This is a genomic window from Pseudomonas endophytica (assembly GCF_001411475.1).
In the GTDB taxonomy this organism is placed as follows: domain Bacteria; phylum Pseudomonadota; class Gammaproteobacteria; order Pseudomonadales; family Pseudomonadaceae; genus Aquipseudomonas; species Aquipseudomonas endophytica.
Genome location: NZ_LLWH01000016.1, coordinates 1 through 14,243, shown reverse-complemented (window position 1 = coordinate 14,243; position 14,243 = coordinate 1). Strand labels below are relative to the sequence as shown.

General features: G+C 50.8%; 14 protein-coding genes and 3 pseudogenes. 13 read left to right on the top strand and 4 right to left on the bottom strand.

Translation table 11 applies throughout. The annotated features are described in order from the left end of the window. The first annotated feature begins 134 nt into the window (after positions 1-134). The 5 genes and pseudogenes from AQS70_RS23980 to AQS70_RS02560 all read left to right on the top strand — a co-directional run bounded on the left by AQS70_RS23980 (position 135) and on the right by AQS70_RS02560 (position 2,121). Complete coding sequence (locus tag AQS70_RS23980) at positions 135-476, top strand: phage tail protein I (protein ID WP_055101373.1); 342 nt, start codon at positions 135-137, stop codon at positions 474-476. Further along, positions 469-720: a bacteriocin immunity protein gene (locus tag AQS70_RS02570; RefSeq protein ID WP_420912330.1), complete on the top strand. Its 252-nt coding sequence runs from the start codon at positions 469-471 to the stop codon at positions 718-720. The genes AQS70_RS23980 and AQS70_RS02570 overlap by 8 nt, the downstream gene beginning before the upstream one ends. 137 nt (positions 721-857) lie before the next feature. Then, positions 858-1,118 (top strand): bacteriocin immunity protein, encoded by a 261-nt coding sequence (locus AQS70_RS02565; RefSeq protein WP_055101371.1) that lies wholly within the window; start codon positions 858-860, stop codon positions 1,116-1,118. A 121-nt stretch (positions 1,119-1,239) separates the two neighbouring features. Continuing rightward, a complete protein-coding gene (locus AQS70_RS23975; protein ID WP_241492790.1) occupies positions 1,240-1,407 on the top strand; it encodes a phage tail protein in 168 nt (55 codons plus the stop codon). Further along, positions 1,352-2,121, top strand: a pseudogene (locus AQS70_RS02560) (DNA adenine methylase). Before AQS70_RS23975 ends, AQS70_RS02560 begins: the two are co-directional and overlap by 56 nt. Positions 2,122-2,298: 177 nt before the next feature. Here the strand turns inward: AQS70_RS02560 and AQS70_RS02555 are convergent. Then, complete coding sequence (locus AQS70_RS02555; protein WP_055101370.1) at positions 2,299-3,225, bottom strand: LysR family transcriptional regulator; 927 nt, start codon at positions 3,223-3,225, stop codon at positions 2,299-2,301. 191 nt (positions 3,226-3,416) lie between these two features. On the opposite strand from AQS70_RS02555, the gene AQS70_RS02550 reads away from it, so the two are divergent. The 4 genes from AQS70_RS02550 to AQS70_RS02535 all read left to right on the top strand — a co-directional run bounded on the left by AQS70_RS02550 (position 3,417) and on the right by AQS70_RS02535 (position 7,305). Then, the gene (locus tag AQS70_RS02550; protein ID WP_055101369.1) at positions 3,417-4,748 is read left to right on the top strand and encodes a dicarboxylate/amino acid:cation symporter; all 1,332 of its coding nucleotides are present in this window, start codon (positions 3,417-3,419) and stop codon (positions 4,746-4,748) included. 50 nt (positions 4,749-4,798) lie between these two features. Beyond that, a complete protein-coding gene (gene ttdA / locus AQS70_RS02545; RefSeq protein WP_082428018.1) occupies positions 4,799-5,698 on the top strand; it encodes a L(+)-tartrate dehydratase subunit alpha in 900 nt (299 codons plus the stop codon). Further along, positions 5,695-6,303, top strand: a complete 609-nt coding sequence (gene ttdB / locus AQS70_RS02540) for a L(+)-tartrate dehydratase subunit beta (protein ID WP_055101368.1) — start codon at positions 5,695-5,697, stop codon at positions 6,301-6,303. The genes ttdA and ttdB overlap by 4 nt, the downstream gene beginning before the upstream one ends. Before the next feature lie 135 nt (positions 6,304-6,438). Beyond that, on the top strand, positions 6,439-7,305 hold the full coding sequence (locus AQS70_RS02535; protein WP_055101367.1) for an isocitrate lyase/PEP mutase family protein: 867 nt from the start codon (positions 6,439-6,441) through the stop codon (positions 7,303-7,305). 372 nt (positions 7,306-7,677) lie between these two features. Here the strand turns inward: AQS70_RS02535 and AQS70_RS02530 are convergent. Next, a pseudogene (locus AQS70_RS02530) lies at positions 7,678-8,329 on the bottom strand (transposase). Positions 8,330-8,638: 309 nt separating this feature from the next. Between AQS70_RS02530 and AQS70_RS02525 the strand changes: the two are divergent. Next, on the top strand, positions 8,639-9,088 hold the full coding sequence (locus tag AQS70_RS02525; RefSeq protein WP_082428017.1) for a GNAT family N-acetyltransferase: 450 nt from the start codon (positions 8,639-8,641) through the stop codon (positions 9,086-9,088). Positions 9,089-9,400: 312 nt separating this feature from the next. Here AQS70_RS02525 and AQS70_RS02520 read toward each other — a convergent pair whose 3' ends face one another. Together AQS70_RS02520 and AQS70_RS23045 are read right to left on the bottom strand one after the other, a co-directional pair. After that, a complete protein-coding gene (locus AQS70_RS02520; RefSeq protein WP_055101365.1) occupies positions 9,401-9,640 on the bottom strand; it encodes a type II toxin-antitoxin system RelB/DinJ family antitoxin in 240 nt (79 codons plus the stop codon). Between the two features lie 317 nt (positions 9,641-9,957). After that, a pseudogene (locus AQS70_RS23045) lies at positions 9,958-10,104 on the bottom strand (IS4 family transposase); the annotation flags it as partial. 369 nt (positions 10,105-10,473) lie between these two features. On the opposite strand from AQS70_RS23045, the gene glsA reads away from it, so the two are divergent. From glsA to AQS70_RS02505, 3 genes are all read left to right on the top strand, one after another. Further along, on the top strand, positions 10,474-11,421 hold the full coding sequence (gene glsA / locus AQS70_RS02515; RefSeq protein WP_241492789.1) for a glutaminase A: 948 nt from the start codon (positions 10,474-10,476) through the stop codon (positions 11,419-11,421). A gap of 24 nt (positions 11,422-11,445) precedes the next feature. Beyond that, positions 11,446-12,975: an amino acid permease gene (locus AQS70_RS02510; RefSeq protein ID WP_055101363.1), complete on the top strand. Its 1,530-nt coding sequence runs from the start codon at positions 11,446-11,448 to the stop codon at positions 12,973-12,975. 390 nt (positions 12,976-13,365) lie between these two features. Continuing rightward, a partial coding sequence (locus tag AQS70_RS02505; RefSeq protein ID WP_156354966.1) for a linear amide C-N hydrolase occupies positions 13,366-14,243 on the top strand: 878 nt, incomplete at its 3' end.

The following is a 14,243-nucleotide window of genomic DNA, read 5'->3' as shown; positions in this document are numbered from 1 at the left end:
AAAACCGTAACGGTCGACAAGCCTGTTTATCCGGTCGTTTACCGCGACCGGGCTTTTATTTCTCGCACGCTGGTGATGCGCGACGGCCGCCAGTTGCAGGTCAGCAAACATTACGTTGAGGCGCTAGACAGCAGGTGGTCAAGGATGCGTTTGAAGTTCACAAGCGCAAGGGCACCTTGGGCGCGCTGCGCCGGGTGGTCGAGCCGTTCGCGGACATTCTGGATATCACCGAGTGGCACCAGTTAGAGCCGATGGGCGAACCGGGCACGTTCACCATGAGCTTGGCCCTGTTTGACAGCGGCCTAAGCGACACGGCCATTGCTGAGCTGGAGCGGATGATCAACGGCACCAAGCCGAATATTCACTGGTTATCAGAAGGTGGTGAGTTGTATGACATTGACAATTTGAGAGTCAATACTCCCAGCAATCACATGATTATTCACAGGGGAAAGTCCTATGAAAATGACAATGTCTGACCACACCGAAGCACAGTTCATTCTCTTCATGCAGGAAATATTCACTGCCAATAACAATGGCACTCCTGATGAGATACTGGATGAACTTTTGGATCAGTTCCGATCGTTGACAGAACATCCAGCTGGCTCAGATCTGATTTACTGGCCAGAGGACGAAAGCCAATGTACGCCTGAAGGCATTACCAAAACCGTCAAAGAATGGCGCGAAGCCAACGGTTTGCCTGGTTTCAAACCTCGCTTTTAAGCGCTACATACACTGCTGCACTCCCCCCCAAACTAACTCACGTCTTGGTTTGTTCGGGTTGTTAAACACTTGAACAGGCTCGGACGTGGAAGGTTGTTGACTAATTGATTGAGCGCAATCATCGGACGAACTAAGCAATGAACAAGCCATTTGAAGACTATACCGAGATTCAATTTTTTGAGTTTATGAAGGAAATCTTCATCGCAAACAAAGAGTCTCCTGATAGTGTTTTAGATCCGCTGTTAGACGAATTTGAGCGTGTTACGGGGCATCCAGCTGGCTCAGATCTGATTTACTGGTCAAAAGACGAAAGCCAATGTACGCCTGAAGGCATTACCAAAACCGTCAAAGAATGTCGCGAAGCCAACGGTTTGCCTGGCTTCAAACCTCGCTTTTAAACGCTACATACACAGCTGCGGTCCCCCCAAAACTAACTCACGTCTTGGCTTGTTCAGGTTGTTAAAACACTTGAGCAGGCACGGACGTGGGTGATTGTTTACTCATTGATTGAGCACACTCATGGCAGAGCAAAACACGCTGTATATCGCCATGCTGACGGATGTTGGTGCGGCGCAGCAGGCCAAGGCGATCGCAAGCGGCATGCCTTGGAGCATCACCCATCATCCCTTGGATGGGCGGCAAACGCCGCCTGGCCGACCGTCTTATTCCACTGTTTCTACCCCATGAATGCTACGTCGAAGTCTTCGCCGGGGGCGGGGCGCTCTACTTCCTGCGCCCACAGCCCGCACCGGTCGAAGTGCTTAACGACATCAACGGCGACCTGGTGACCCTGTACCGCGTGGTGCAGAACCACTTGGAAGAGTTTGTGCGCCAATTCAAGTGGGCCTCAGCTCGCGGCAGATATTCGAATGGCAAAAAATGACCCGCCCGGAAACCCTGACCGACATCCAGCGCGCCGCTCGCTTCTTCTACCTGCAACACCATGCCTTTGGTGGCAAGGTTTCGGGGCAGAGCTTCGGTACTGCAACAACAGCGCCTGCAATCAACCTGCTGCGGATTGAAGAAAACCTGTCTGCAGCGTGGCAGCGTTTGTCCGGCACCTACGTTGAAAACCTGCCCTGGCTTGAGTGCGCAGAGCGCTACGCCCGCCCGCATACCTTTCACTACATGGACCCACCTTACTGGCAGACCGCCAGCTACGGCGTCGACTTCCCGTTTGAAAACTACGAGCGCATGGCTGATTTTATGCGGCGCTGCAAAGGCAAGGTGATGGTCAGCATCAACGACCATCCGGACATTCGACGGGTGTTTGAAGGGTTTCATTTTGAGACGACTGAGGTCCGGTACACGACCACGAATCAGCGGCAGGGAAGGGCTGAGGTGACGGGGGAATTGATTGTTATGAATTTGCAGCCGGAGGTTCTGGGGGGGCTTTTTTAGTAAGGCCAAATTGTGAGCGGCTTTTAAATTCGTTAGTTTATTTATCGATTATTTGAAGGTAAGTCATTTTGACTTTGTCAGCCTCTCAAAAAGACGCTGACTCGCTAACTATAAAGCACCCATTGCCAAAGGCTGCCACGACTGGGCCGGATCATAGAGTCGTTTAGTAAAAGGCGTTTACTGCCACGCAACTAGGCTATCACTAGGCCCATCCGCATGATGTTGGAAGAACTCACGCAGATGCTGGACAAATAAGGAGACCTTGGCCGACAGGTTGAGGCGTTCAAGATAGACAGCATAGATGTCCGCAGGAGGCGTTTCATAGTCAGCCAAGATTTCGACCAGCTTACCCGTGCGTAGGTAGTCTGCGAGGTTCCATTCTGCTCGCATCAAGATGCCATGTCCGTCTAGCGCCCACTTCAGCGCTACCTCTCCGTCGTTAGTGCTGAGACTGCCATGTACTTTAACCGACTCAGATTGCTTGCCCCGACTTAACCGCCAACTGCCGAAGGCAGAGTCGTTTTGGCGCAGAACTATACATTTATGCTGCATAAGATCTTTGGGGTTGTCTGGGGTGCCGAACGTCTTGAGGTAGGCAGGTGCAGCACACAGCCGACGGCGGTTAACTGCAATTTTGCGGGCGATCAATCGAGAGTCGGGCAAGTCGCCAAAGCGGATAGCGACGTCGATTGCATCATCTGGCAAGTTGATGGGCCGGTCGGTCAGGTGGAGTTGTACCTCTACCTCAGGATAGCGTTTCACAAACGAAGAAATCGCAGGCCCCACGTGCGTTCTACCGAAGCCCAGAGGAGCATTTACACGTAACAATCCTTTTGGCTCTTCTCGGCTACTTGAAACTTGGCGCTCCATTTCTTCGATCTCGCGCAGAATGCGCTGAGCATTGACAAGGTAGGTCTCGCCCTCAGCGGTGAGGCTGATGCTGCGGGTTGTTCGATTGAGCAGTCGTACGCCAAGCCGTTGCTCCATTTGAACCAGTCGCTTCGATACTGCCGGAGGGGTCAGATTCATTTCTCTTGCTGTAGCAGCCAAGCTACCAACTCTCATTAACAAGGTAAAAAAAGCCAGTTCTGACACTTGGTTCATAATTAACTCTAAGTAAATAATGAAGTAACTTTCATTGTATTACAGCATTTCAAAAAAACCATTACCTTTGTAATCGTGTTTAGCCACACAAAATCTGAGGCGGCTCTCCACTGCGGCATGCCTGTGCCTGCATCGGAAGACTACCCAGTCGCGCAAATAATCCGACTCATAAAAATAATGCGGAGAAGGCTATGGTCAAGCGACTCATAGGAAAGCTGTATGTGCAAGTTCTAATCGGTGTTGCCCTTGGCATTACACTGGGTGTGTTTTGGCCTCAGGTTGGCGTTGATTTAAAGCCGCTGGGCGATGCTTTTATCAGACTGATAAAGATGGTTTTTGCTCCGATAATTTTTGCCACTGTCGTTCTCGGCATCGCAAAGATGGAGAACATGAAAGAACTAGGTCGTGTGGGTGCGAGGGCATTGATTTACTTCGAGGTGCTATCGACGTTCGCACTGGTGTTGGGTCTTGTAGTTGTCAACCTCGTCAAGCCTGGTGCAGGCATGAACGTCGACGTGTCGACCCTGGATACCGCGAGCATCGCAAGCTACACCGCGGCAGCGCAAAGCACAGGCAGTTTCACTGACTTCTTGATGCAGATCATACCGGCCAGCGTTACTGATGCATTTGCCAAGAACCAGATTTTGCCGATCCTGCTTTTCTCCACCTTGTTCGGTATCGCGTTAGCGCACCTAGGACCTCGTGGGAAACCCATGGTCGATGTATTGGAGTCGTTCTCACATGGCATGTTTCACATCGTCGGCATAATCATGCGTGCGGCTCCGCTTGCCGCGTGTGGCGCTATGGCTTTTACCGTCGGTAAATATGGCCTCGGGTCAATTGTTTCCCTTGGCAAACTAGTCGCGACTATGTACCTCACCTGCTTTCTATTCGTAGTGATCGTATTAGGCTTTGTTGCCCGCCTATCCGGCTTCAGTTTATGGAAGTTCCTTAAATACCTTAAGGAAGAGCTTTTTACCGTTCTCGGAACTAGCTCGTCGGAGTCAGTAGTGCCTCAACTCATGACCAAGCTGGAGAAGGTCGGAGTATCCAAGCCGGTAGTGGGGCTTGTTATTCCTTCAGGCTTGACCTTCAACCCCGATGGTCAATGCATCTACTACACCATGGCAGCCATCTTCATAGCCCAAGCCACTAACACACCACTGTCGCTGATGGATCAACTGATTGTATTGGGTGTGCTGTTGCTGACTTCCAAAGGCTCAGCGGGGGTAACGGGTTCCGGCTTTATTACGCTTGCCGCTACGTTAGCAACTATGGACAACATTCCGGTTGCTGGAATGGTGCTGCTACTCGGTGTTGATCGTTTCATGTCAGAAGCTCGCGCTATTACCAACACGATTGGTAATGCGGTGGGCACCATGGCTATCGCTAAGTGGGTCGGAGCACTCGATAGAAAACAAATGAATCTTGTGCTCGATGGTCAGCCGGTGCCGGAGCAAGTCCCCCCAATTGAATCTTTAACGTTGAACCAGACCGTGAAACCACCCGTCGTTGGCGTTTAAACCGAAAACGTCCGCACTAATAGCCGTGTGATGCAGTAAGGAGAAGTAAATTGGACAAAGAATCAGCTGTTATATCGCTCACAGACACGTTGGCGAAATTCACCGCCTATATTGGTAAGCGCCTGCCCACAGACGTAAAGAAAAAAACAGCGCAGTTGCGCGCTGCAGAAACAAATCCGCTGGCAATTGCCGTGTATGACTCGATGGCCGAGAACCAAGATTACGCCGATAAGCTTGACCGACCAAGTTGTCAGGACACCGGCGTTATTCAGTATTTCATCTCTGCCGGTGCTGGGTTTCCGTTGCTCAGTGAGTTGGAAGGTATTCTCGAGAACGCAACTAAAGAAGCCACCATTAAAGGCCCGCTGCGCCACAATGCCGTGGAAACGTTCATCGAGAAAAATACAGGCACTAACACGGGTTCGAAAATCCCTTGGCTTGACTGGGAAATTATCCCCAATGCTGATTACGCGATAGTCGATGTTTATATGGCGGGTGGCGGTTGCACTCTGCCAGGGTCGGCAAAGGTACTGATGCCAGGCCAAGGTTACGAAGGTATCACTGAGTTTGTTTTTGACGTGATTACCTCTCGCGGCATTAACGCCTGTCCGCCGCTGCTGGTAGGCGTCGGCGTGTCGACCTCGGTGGAAACAGCGGCACGCTTATCGAAGAAGGCAATTCTGCGCCCGGTAGACTCCAGTCACCCGAACGAGAGTGCCGCCTTAATGGAGCGCTTGCTTGAAGATGGTCTTAACGAAATCGGTATTGGTCCGCAGGGTTTGACCGGTAACAGCAGTGTTATGGGCGTCAATATCGAGTCTTCCGCGCGCCACCCGTCAACGATTGGTGTGGCCGTTTCCACAGGCTGCTGGGCTCACCGCCGCGGCAAAATTCGGATCAACGCTGACCTGTCTTATGAAATCTTGTCCCACGAAGGAGTAGTTCTGTGAAAAAGGTACTCAGCACACCCATCAAGGACGAAGATCTCGCAGACCTCAACGTCGGTGATGTCATTTACCTAACCGGCCAATTAGTAACGTGTCGCGACGTAGCGCACCGTCGACTTATCGAACTTAAGCGCGAATTGCCGGTAGACCTGCGCGGTGGAGCGATTTTTCACGCAGGTCCCATCGTTCGCAAAAAAGATGATGGCACCTTCGAGATGGTGTCTATAGGTCCCACCACTAGCATGCGAATGGAAAAGTTCGAAAAGGAATTCATCGAGCAAACCGGAGTAAAGCTGATCGTGGGCAAGGGTGGCATGGGTCCTGAAACGACTACTGGGTGCCTAGAAAATAAGGCAGTTCACGCAGTGTTCCCGGGTGGTTGCGCGGTACTGGCGGCGACTCAGGTTGAAGAAATTGTGCGTGCCGAGTGGCAAGACCTTGGTATGCCGGAAACCTTGTGGGTGAATCGCGTTCGCGAGTTCGGCCCGCTGATTATCTCGATTGATACCAAAGGCAACAATTTGTTCGAGCAGAACAAGCTTCGGTTCAATGAACGCAAGGGCTCTGTCATCGACAAAATCAACGCTCAGGTCCGTTTTATAAAGTGAATTGACTAGGCGGTCACGACCACGGTAACCGTGCCGTGGCCGCTCAATAGCGATGTAATCACGTAGGCGCTGTTTATCCCCTCTCGTTGTATGTCTTGAAAACTTTTCCCTAGAATAAAAAATTCAGAGATAGTCATGCCCAAAGTCTCTCATCACGAACTGCGTAATAAGTTTCGTGCGCTGCTTGCCAGCCAAATTACTTACCAAACCGCCTCTGTATTTGATCCAATGTCAGCGCGCATTGCCGCTGATCTTGGTTTTGAAGTCGGTATTCTCGGTGGCTCCGTCGCCTCCTTGCAAGTACTCGGTGCTCCAGACATTGCTCTTATTACGTTGAGTGAGTTTGCCGAGCAGGCAACACGAATAGGCCGCGTCGCACGGCTGCCCATAATCGCCGATGCCGATCATGGGTATGGTAATGCGCTTAATGTGATGCGTACCGTGACGGAGTTAGAACGTTCTGGAGTGGCCGCACTGACACTTGAAGACACACGGCTGCCGGGACAATATGGACGAAAGTCTTTCGACCTGATTAGCATTGATGAAGGCGTTGGAAAACTGAGTGCTGCTCTTACGGCTCGAGAGGACAGCGCGCTTGCGATCTTTGCTCGAACCCATGCCGGCCTGCAACCACTCTCTGACGTTATCCATCGCACGCGTGCCTACCAAAGAACTGGGGCCGACGGAATTTGCTTAGTCGGGGTGCAAAACTTCGAACATCTCGAAGCCATTGCCGATGGGCTAAGTGTCCCGCTGATGTTAATCACCTATGGCAATTTAGGGTTGCGCGATGAAAAACGTTTGGCCGAACTGGGTGTGCGGATTATCGTGAATGGTCATGCAACTTACTTTGCAACCATCAAGGCCACTTACGATAGTTTGCGGGAACAGCAAGGTTTTCCTTATGTAACCGGCTTGGATGCTTCGGAACTTGCGATCAAGTACACCTCCTCTTCAGATTATATAAATTGGGCGCGGGAATATATGAGCGTAAACGAGTAGGCAGGTGGAGTGAGAGTTTCCAGCGAAGCGTTGATGGGCTCTTGATTCAGGGTAATTATGTCTAGCGCGCTACGAACATTTCCTCCTGGCTGAAATGAACCTTGTAGTTTAATTCATGGCTTTCAAAACTAAAGCCTTTATATGCTTGACGTTCAGGGGGCAGAATATGAAACTATTACGGAATCGAATTAATCGTAAGCATCCGATTTTTTAAGGCAGAATATCAGGTTGCAAATCTAGCTACGTCAGTTCAAGTCCGGCTTCGGTATACATAACTCCGTAAATGGGTCCTCGTTACTAGGAGATGGCTTAGACTGATCTCATAGGTCCGGTAGTCTGCTTTCAGCCGATTCTGTTGAAAAAGTCGAATTTTCAGTTCGACTGAGATGTAAGTTTGGCCAGTCGACGCAGGTTCTGTACCGCAGCCCCCAGCGTGAACTCATCGGTCGCGCCACTCATGCCACGTAGTCGCAAGCAGTCCAGTTTCAGGATGCGCTTGAGGTGGGCAAAGAACATTTCGACCTTCTTACGTTCGTGGCGAGAGCGCACGTACTCCGGCGTCGCTGCGATGCGCCGAGCCACATCGCGAGCGGCGTCATGGACGCTGCGGGCGATCTTGCGAATAGACGAGTTCGGGCAGCACTTCATTGAACAACCAGCGAAACAGATCACTGTCTCGAAAACGGCCATGTCGATTTTTCGAAAAGGTTGAGTGGTTGGGGACTTCATCTTCAAGGCTCAGCCGGCAGAACCAGCGATACGCCAGGTTCAAATGGGCCTCTTCACACAACCGCTGCTCAGAGCGGATGCCGTAGCAGTGGCCGACGATCAGCATGCGGATCATCAGTTCGGGATCAATCGTTGGACGCCCAATTGGGCTATAGAAATCGGCGAGGTAATGGCGCAGGTCGCTCAGATCAAGACACCGATCAATGCCGCGCAGAAGGTGATTGGCTGGAATGTGATCTTCAAGATTGAACGAGTAAAACAGTCGCTCATGCCCACTCGATAACTGTCCCATCATGCTGTGTGATCCCCCGCCGGCCAATGGATAGATTTTGCCGGAGGCCAGTCAGGGGAGCTACTTTTTCAACAAAATCAGTCGAAAGCAGTCCGTCACAAACGGCGGCTATCGTCCATAAGCGGCCAACAATCAAGGCCCTCGTTTGGCCAGTTGCTGCCTGGGGCGGATGGCAACAATCGAGCCGAAGCTGCCTGCCTATAACGGTACCTGTCTCGCATGGCAGCGTCTGTTAGCAGAGACGTTGCTGCGTATCCCAAGGTCGGATGTTCTGGTATAAAAATATCCCTACTCGAGTTATGGATGACGACAATGCAGATACGCAAGATGACTCAGGAAGACCTGCCGGGCGCCAATGCCCTGTGCCTGGAGGCGTTCATGCTGGCGGTTGCACCCTCGCTGTCGGTGCAGGGCGTGGATACCTTCGTAAAGGTGGCTGCGCAGAAGGCGTTTGCCGAACGAATGGTAGGTGACAACCTGATGCTGGTTTGTGTCGCAGAGGGAACCCTGGTCGGGCTGATCGAGCTAAAGGAAGGGCGCCATGTGGCGATGCTGTTCGTTGCGCCGGCCTGGCAGCGCCACGGCGTTGGCAAGCGCTTGGTGAATGCGGCTCTGGAGCAGGCCAGGGCCAATGTAGTAACAGTCAGTGCGTCGCTGTCTTCAGTGGCTGCTTATGAACGTTACGGTTTTGCGTTGGCAGGGGAAGTTGGCGAGCTTGGTGGGCTGATCTATCAACCGATGGAGAAGCTGTTGACCATTTGAAGGGCCGCTTTCGACTCAGTCTGACGTTCACTCAAGACTTCAAATGGCCGGAAGCAGTCAGCTCAGAGTTACTGGTTTGAGAATGGCTGTAATAAAAAAACTGGAGGTGGAGTGGTACCGAAGCTGCGCTAAACCCACCCACAGGCCGCGGTTTATCGTTTACCTACGCACGAATAACCGTACATTTTGGCATCATCCATAATTGTGTTTTTCTCTTAATTACAGAAATTTAAGGTGTATTACGAGCGAACATGGGGTGCTAGGAACCGTGTTTGCTTCTAGCTGTTGAGTGCGCGCTGATCGAACTCAAGACTAAAGGTCATCCAGCGTCACCTTCACGCGCTGTGGTGCTGCAAGCCGTTCGCGGACGGTGTTGATGAGGGCTTCGTCTTCTTCGGTCATGAGCACGGGACGGAAGGGCAATTGGCCGCGTTCTGCGACGTATTGTAAAGCTTGGCGCATCAGCTCTGAAGGCGTGACGCCGAGGCGTTCAAGTTCTTGATAGGCGCGGGCTTTGAGTTCGTCGTCTACGCGGATGTTGATAGAGGCCATTGGGCTGATTCCTGTAATGACAGTTGTCATTACAATGGCTGTCATGATCTTTTTTTGCAAGTGCCATTCGGCAGAGCGAGGGCGGTGTCATTGCCTCAAAAAACTTTGCGCAATAAAAAATCCAGCCCTTGCAGGACGCCGCCTGTAGCCTCGTAAGAATATTCGTCTTGCGGAGCATTAGAAGATCTAAGTTATTGAAATATAAAGATTTTATTCGAAGCTTGAAAACCGTCGACTGTAGCAGGTCCTAGAGTTCGAATCTCTACGCCTCCGCCATATTGCTACACCGACAGAGCCCGCTTTTAGCGTAATGCTGCTCACCTAAGCGGAGCAGCCTTACGGTCCACTGGGTAGCGGGTTTTAGAGATCTTCACCGTCCTTGGCCTTCCCGGCCTTGGGCGGTGATCCAAAAACATTCCACCGTCTCCTCCCCTCAGATCGCTTAGCCTCCTTGCTGTTGCCGATACCGGGCTATCCCGCGCGCGTGTCGGTGATATAGATGGACGATCTGCTTGGGCCTGTAGTGACCGGCAGAGAGCGGACAAAAGCGGTCACTCTTGAACGGCTCGCGTCTAGCACGAGGTGAAACACCGTAAGGATGTTGATTATTTACCCATGGGTAACGGTGTGACGTCGATTCCGTCGAGGCTTCAGAAAACTCATTAACGAAAACGTACGCCTGAAACTGAACTGCTAGACGGTGCGGATGGATCTCCCGGCGCTAGTTGCTGGGATGATCTTGCCAAGGATTTTCATTGAATTCTGGCGATTTTCGATCAATGTTTTTTTTTCGACCTATAGTCTTTGTTTCTAAATGTACTCATGGAGAGAGCATGATGAAGCAAAGACCTACGACCGTAGACAGCACCGTTAAACAAGCACTGGAGCAGGCACTGCAACGGTATTCAAGCAATCAGCACGGTAAGAACGCCAGCTACATTCCTTACTTAGCCTCGGTGCCATCCCATCTGTTCGGCATCAGCATCATGTTTTGTGATGGCTCCCATGCCGAGGTAGGCGACACGGATTACGCCTTCGCCATCGAGTCGATTTCCAAAGTCTTTACTCTCGCCCATGTGCTCGATGAGATTGGGCCGCAGGCCTTGCGCAGCAAGATCGGCTGCGATCCGACCGGCGAGCCATTCAACTCTGTGGTTGCCTTAGAGCTGCATAAGGGTCGACCGCTTAACCCCTTTGTAAACGCGGGCGCGATGGCTACTGTCAGCCTGGTTGAGGCCGATTCTGCCCAATCTCGCTGGGACCAGATACAGGCCACCTATAACGCTTTTGCCGGCCGTGAATTGACAGTAAACGACGAGGTATATCAATCCGAAGCAGCTAGCAATCAACACAATCGTGGCATTGCTTGGCTGCTGCAAAGTTACGGCTACATGTACGCCGATCCCATGCAAGTATGCGATGTGTACACCCGTCAATGCTCGGTAGCGATTACCTGCCATGACTTGGTCACCATGGGCGCTTGCCTGGCCAACGGCGGCGTCAACCCGATTACAGGCAAGCAAGTAGTGGCAGCCAAACACGTGGCGCCAATCCTCTCCGAGATGACCTTGAATGGTCTGTATGACACCACGGGCGACTGGTATTACAAGGTCGGCCTACCAGGCAAGAGCGGGGTAGGTGGTGGGATTCTTGCGGTGGTTCCCGGCGTATGCGCAATCGCAGCCTTCGGCCCGCCGCTCGATGTAGCAGGCAACAGCGTTCGCGGTCAGCTTGCCGCGGAATACCTCAGCCGCACGCTCAACCTGAGCCTGCTGCACTAATTACGCAAAATGGGGAAGGCGCTTATGGCTACCGCCAGCAAAGCTAAAACGTACATGTCATGGCTCACCATCTGCTTCATGATGGTTGCAGCCGTTGCCAGTATCCGCTCACTGCCCAGTATGGCCGTCTATGGTTTGGGTTCGGTTTTTCTCTATGTGATACCGGCACTGCTGTTTTTCATTCCTGTATCGCTGGTCGCTTCTGAGTTGGGAACAGGCTGGAATGGCGGAATTTATGGCTGGGTCAGGCAGGCTTATGGTGACCGGCCAGGTTTTTTCATCATGTGGTTCTTGTGGGTGGAGGTTGTGGTCTGGTATCCCATAGTGCTTGGGTTTGCAGCCAGCACAATGGCTTATTTGATCAATCCAGAACTGGCGAAAAGCGGTGTCTTTACCGCTGCAGTTATTACAGTCCTGTTTTGGTTATCAACGGTTGTAGCGCTAAACGGATTGGATGCACTGTCAAAACTGACCTCATGGTTCATGTTGCTGGGCACTGCATTGCCCGCAGCATTGTTGGTTCTTTTAGGCGTGGCCTGGTTGGTGCTTGGACACAAATCTGCGGCACCTTTGACCTTGGACGCTCTGATTCCGGCGATTTTCGATACTCACACCACGGTCAAAGCCGGCTCACATAATTTGCATCCCGATTTATGGCGAGAATTTACCGGTGCCATCACTGGCTTGGTATTGATTGTGAGTAACTTCCTGGCGTTTGCAGGTATCGAAATGAACGCCATTCACGCCCGCGAATTGCGTAATCCGCAAAAAGAAATGCCTCGGGCGATTCTTTTGGCCTTCTTTATGATCTTGTTGGTGTTTATCCCACCGACCGTGGCGATCTCGCTGGTGGTTCCTGCTGATTCGACCAGCCTTACTGCTGGTGTGATTCAGGCATATGCGGCCTTCTTTGAAGGTTTCAATATGCCGTGGGCAACACCGATCATGGCTATTTTGTTGATTATCGGCGCACTGGGCGGGGTCTTAGCCTGGACAGCAGGTCCGTCAACAGGTCTGTTGTTTGTTGGTAAGGCCGGGATGCTTCCACCGATACTGCAAAAGGTGAACAAAAAAGGCGTACAAAAAAATATCCTGTTTCTGCAAGGGATTATCGTCACCTTGCTTTCGACGATTTACATCATCATCGACAACGTGTCCGATGCTTTCTGGATGATCAGTGCGATGGCTGCGCTGATGTACCTTATTGTTTACGTATTTATGTTCCTATCAGCGATGAAGCTGCGCAAGACACAGCCCAATGTAAAACGTGGTTATGTGCTCAAGGGCCTTCATGGATGGTGCTTCTTGGGCCTGTTCTCCACCTGCGTGGCGTTGGTTTTCGGCTTCATTCCGCCCAATAACTTCAGCAGCATGCCGTTTTTCGAGTACGCAGGGATTCTGTTGATCGGATTGGTCGTGGCTGGGATGCCGCCGTTTATCTTCTATGCAGTACGTAAGCCATCGTGGCAAATGGTGCCTAAGGCAGAGTCCGATCAATACTCTGCAGCGCTGCAGGATCTTCAAGATGCGGACAGCAAAGTGAAGGCAGGATAGGCCTATAAGCGCAGCTTTGTTCATTGGTTTTAAAAAGTGTAAGTGTGCAGCTGTTTAAACTCCCAAGCCTCATTTGAGGCTTGGGAGTTTGCACGAGCTAGTGTTAACTATTGAGTTTTCTAAGTGGGAGTCGATCGTTGGTCAATACGCGATAAATAACAATGCTGTCATGCTCATAAGTTTTAAGCTTAATAGCTTATGTATCCGTGCTGTCGCGTAATAACGTATAGGTTAATCTCACACCAAAAGCGCAACCTTGATGTGTCTGAGATGCAGGTGAATAAATCATGCGTACTTGTAAATCCGCTTGAGCCGGTTCAATCGCAAAAACTGCAGAGGCTCAAATGTCGGCTATGATCATAGCTGTAAATGTAATTTAAGGAGGAATGTATGGGCTTTAAAAAAACACGGCTAAGCCTATTGCCGATACTGCTGACTACATCATTGACGACGCTAGCTTGTTCAAGCTTGGCGATCACAGATAAAGAAAATAATCTTTATCACGGAAGAACACTTGAGTTGTCTGAATCATTGCCGTCATGGCTTACTTTTTACCCTGTAAATACACTGTTTCAGAAGAAAACCCCAGAGGGTAAGAATGGCATCAGCTATAAAGCTAAATATGATATTTTAGCAATCACCGTAGAGGTGTTTGATGATGGAAATAATCATAATGTTTTACAAGGGCAAAATAACGGAGGTTTATCATTCAGCGCGAATATGATGGATGAAGTATACCTGGCTCCATTAGATGCTGCTGATTATGCAAAGGCTGTTCCGGTAACCTCTTTAGGCGAATGGGCTCTTTCTAACTTCTCAACCGTGTCTGAGGTTAAACAAAGCATTAGTGATGGTAAATTCTGGGCGCCCGCATTAAAAGATTTTGGTGGCTTGAAATCACCACTTCACTATGCGTTTTATGATAAGGCTGGAGGCAGTATTGTTGTAGAGGCTAAGGAGGGCAAGTTGCATGTTTACGATAACCCTACTCGTGTCATGACGAATGGGCCTGATTTTCCATGGCACTTAACAAACTTAAATAACTATACGCAGTTGACAAATATTGATAGGTCTTCATCGGTGCTGGGAGGGATTAAGGTAAGTCAGCCTGATAGCGGTATCGCAACGTCAATGCTTCCATCGTCTAACACTTCTGTTGGAAGGTTTATTCGAGGCGTGTATTACACTACTTATGCCCAAAAAGCCGGCGGCTCTAAAGAATCAATGAATACTCTGTCGCATATTATGCACAGGTTTGCTCGTACGAC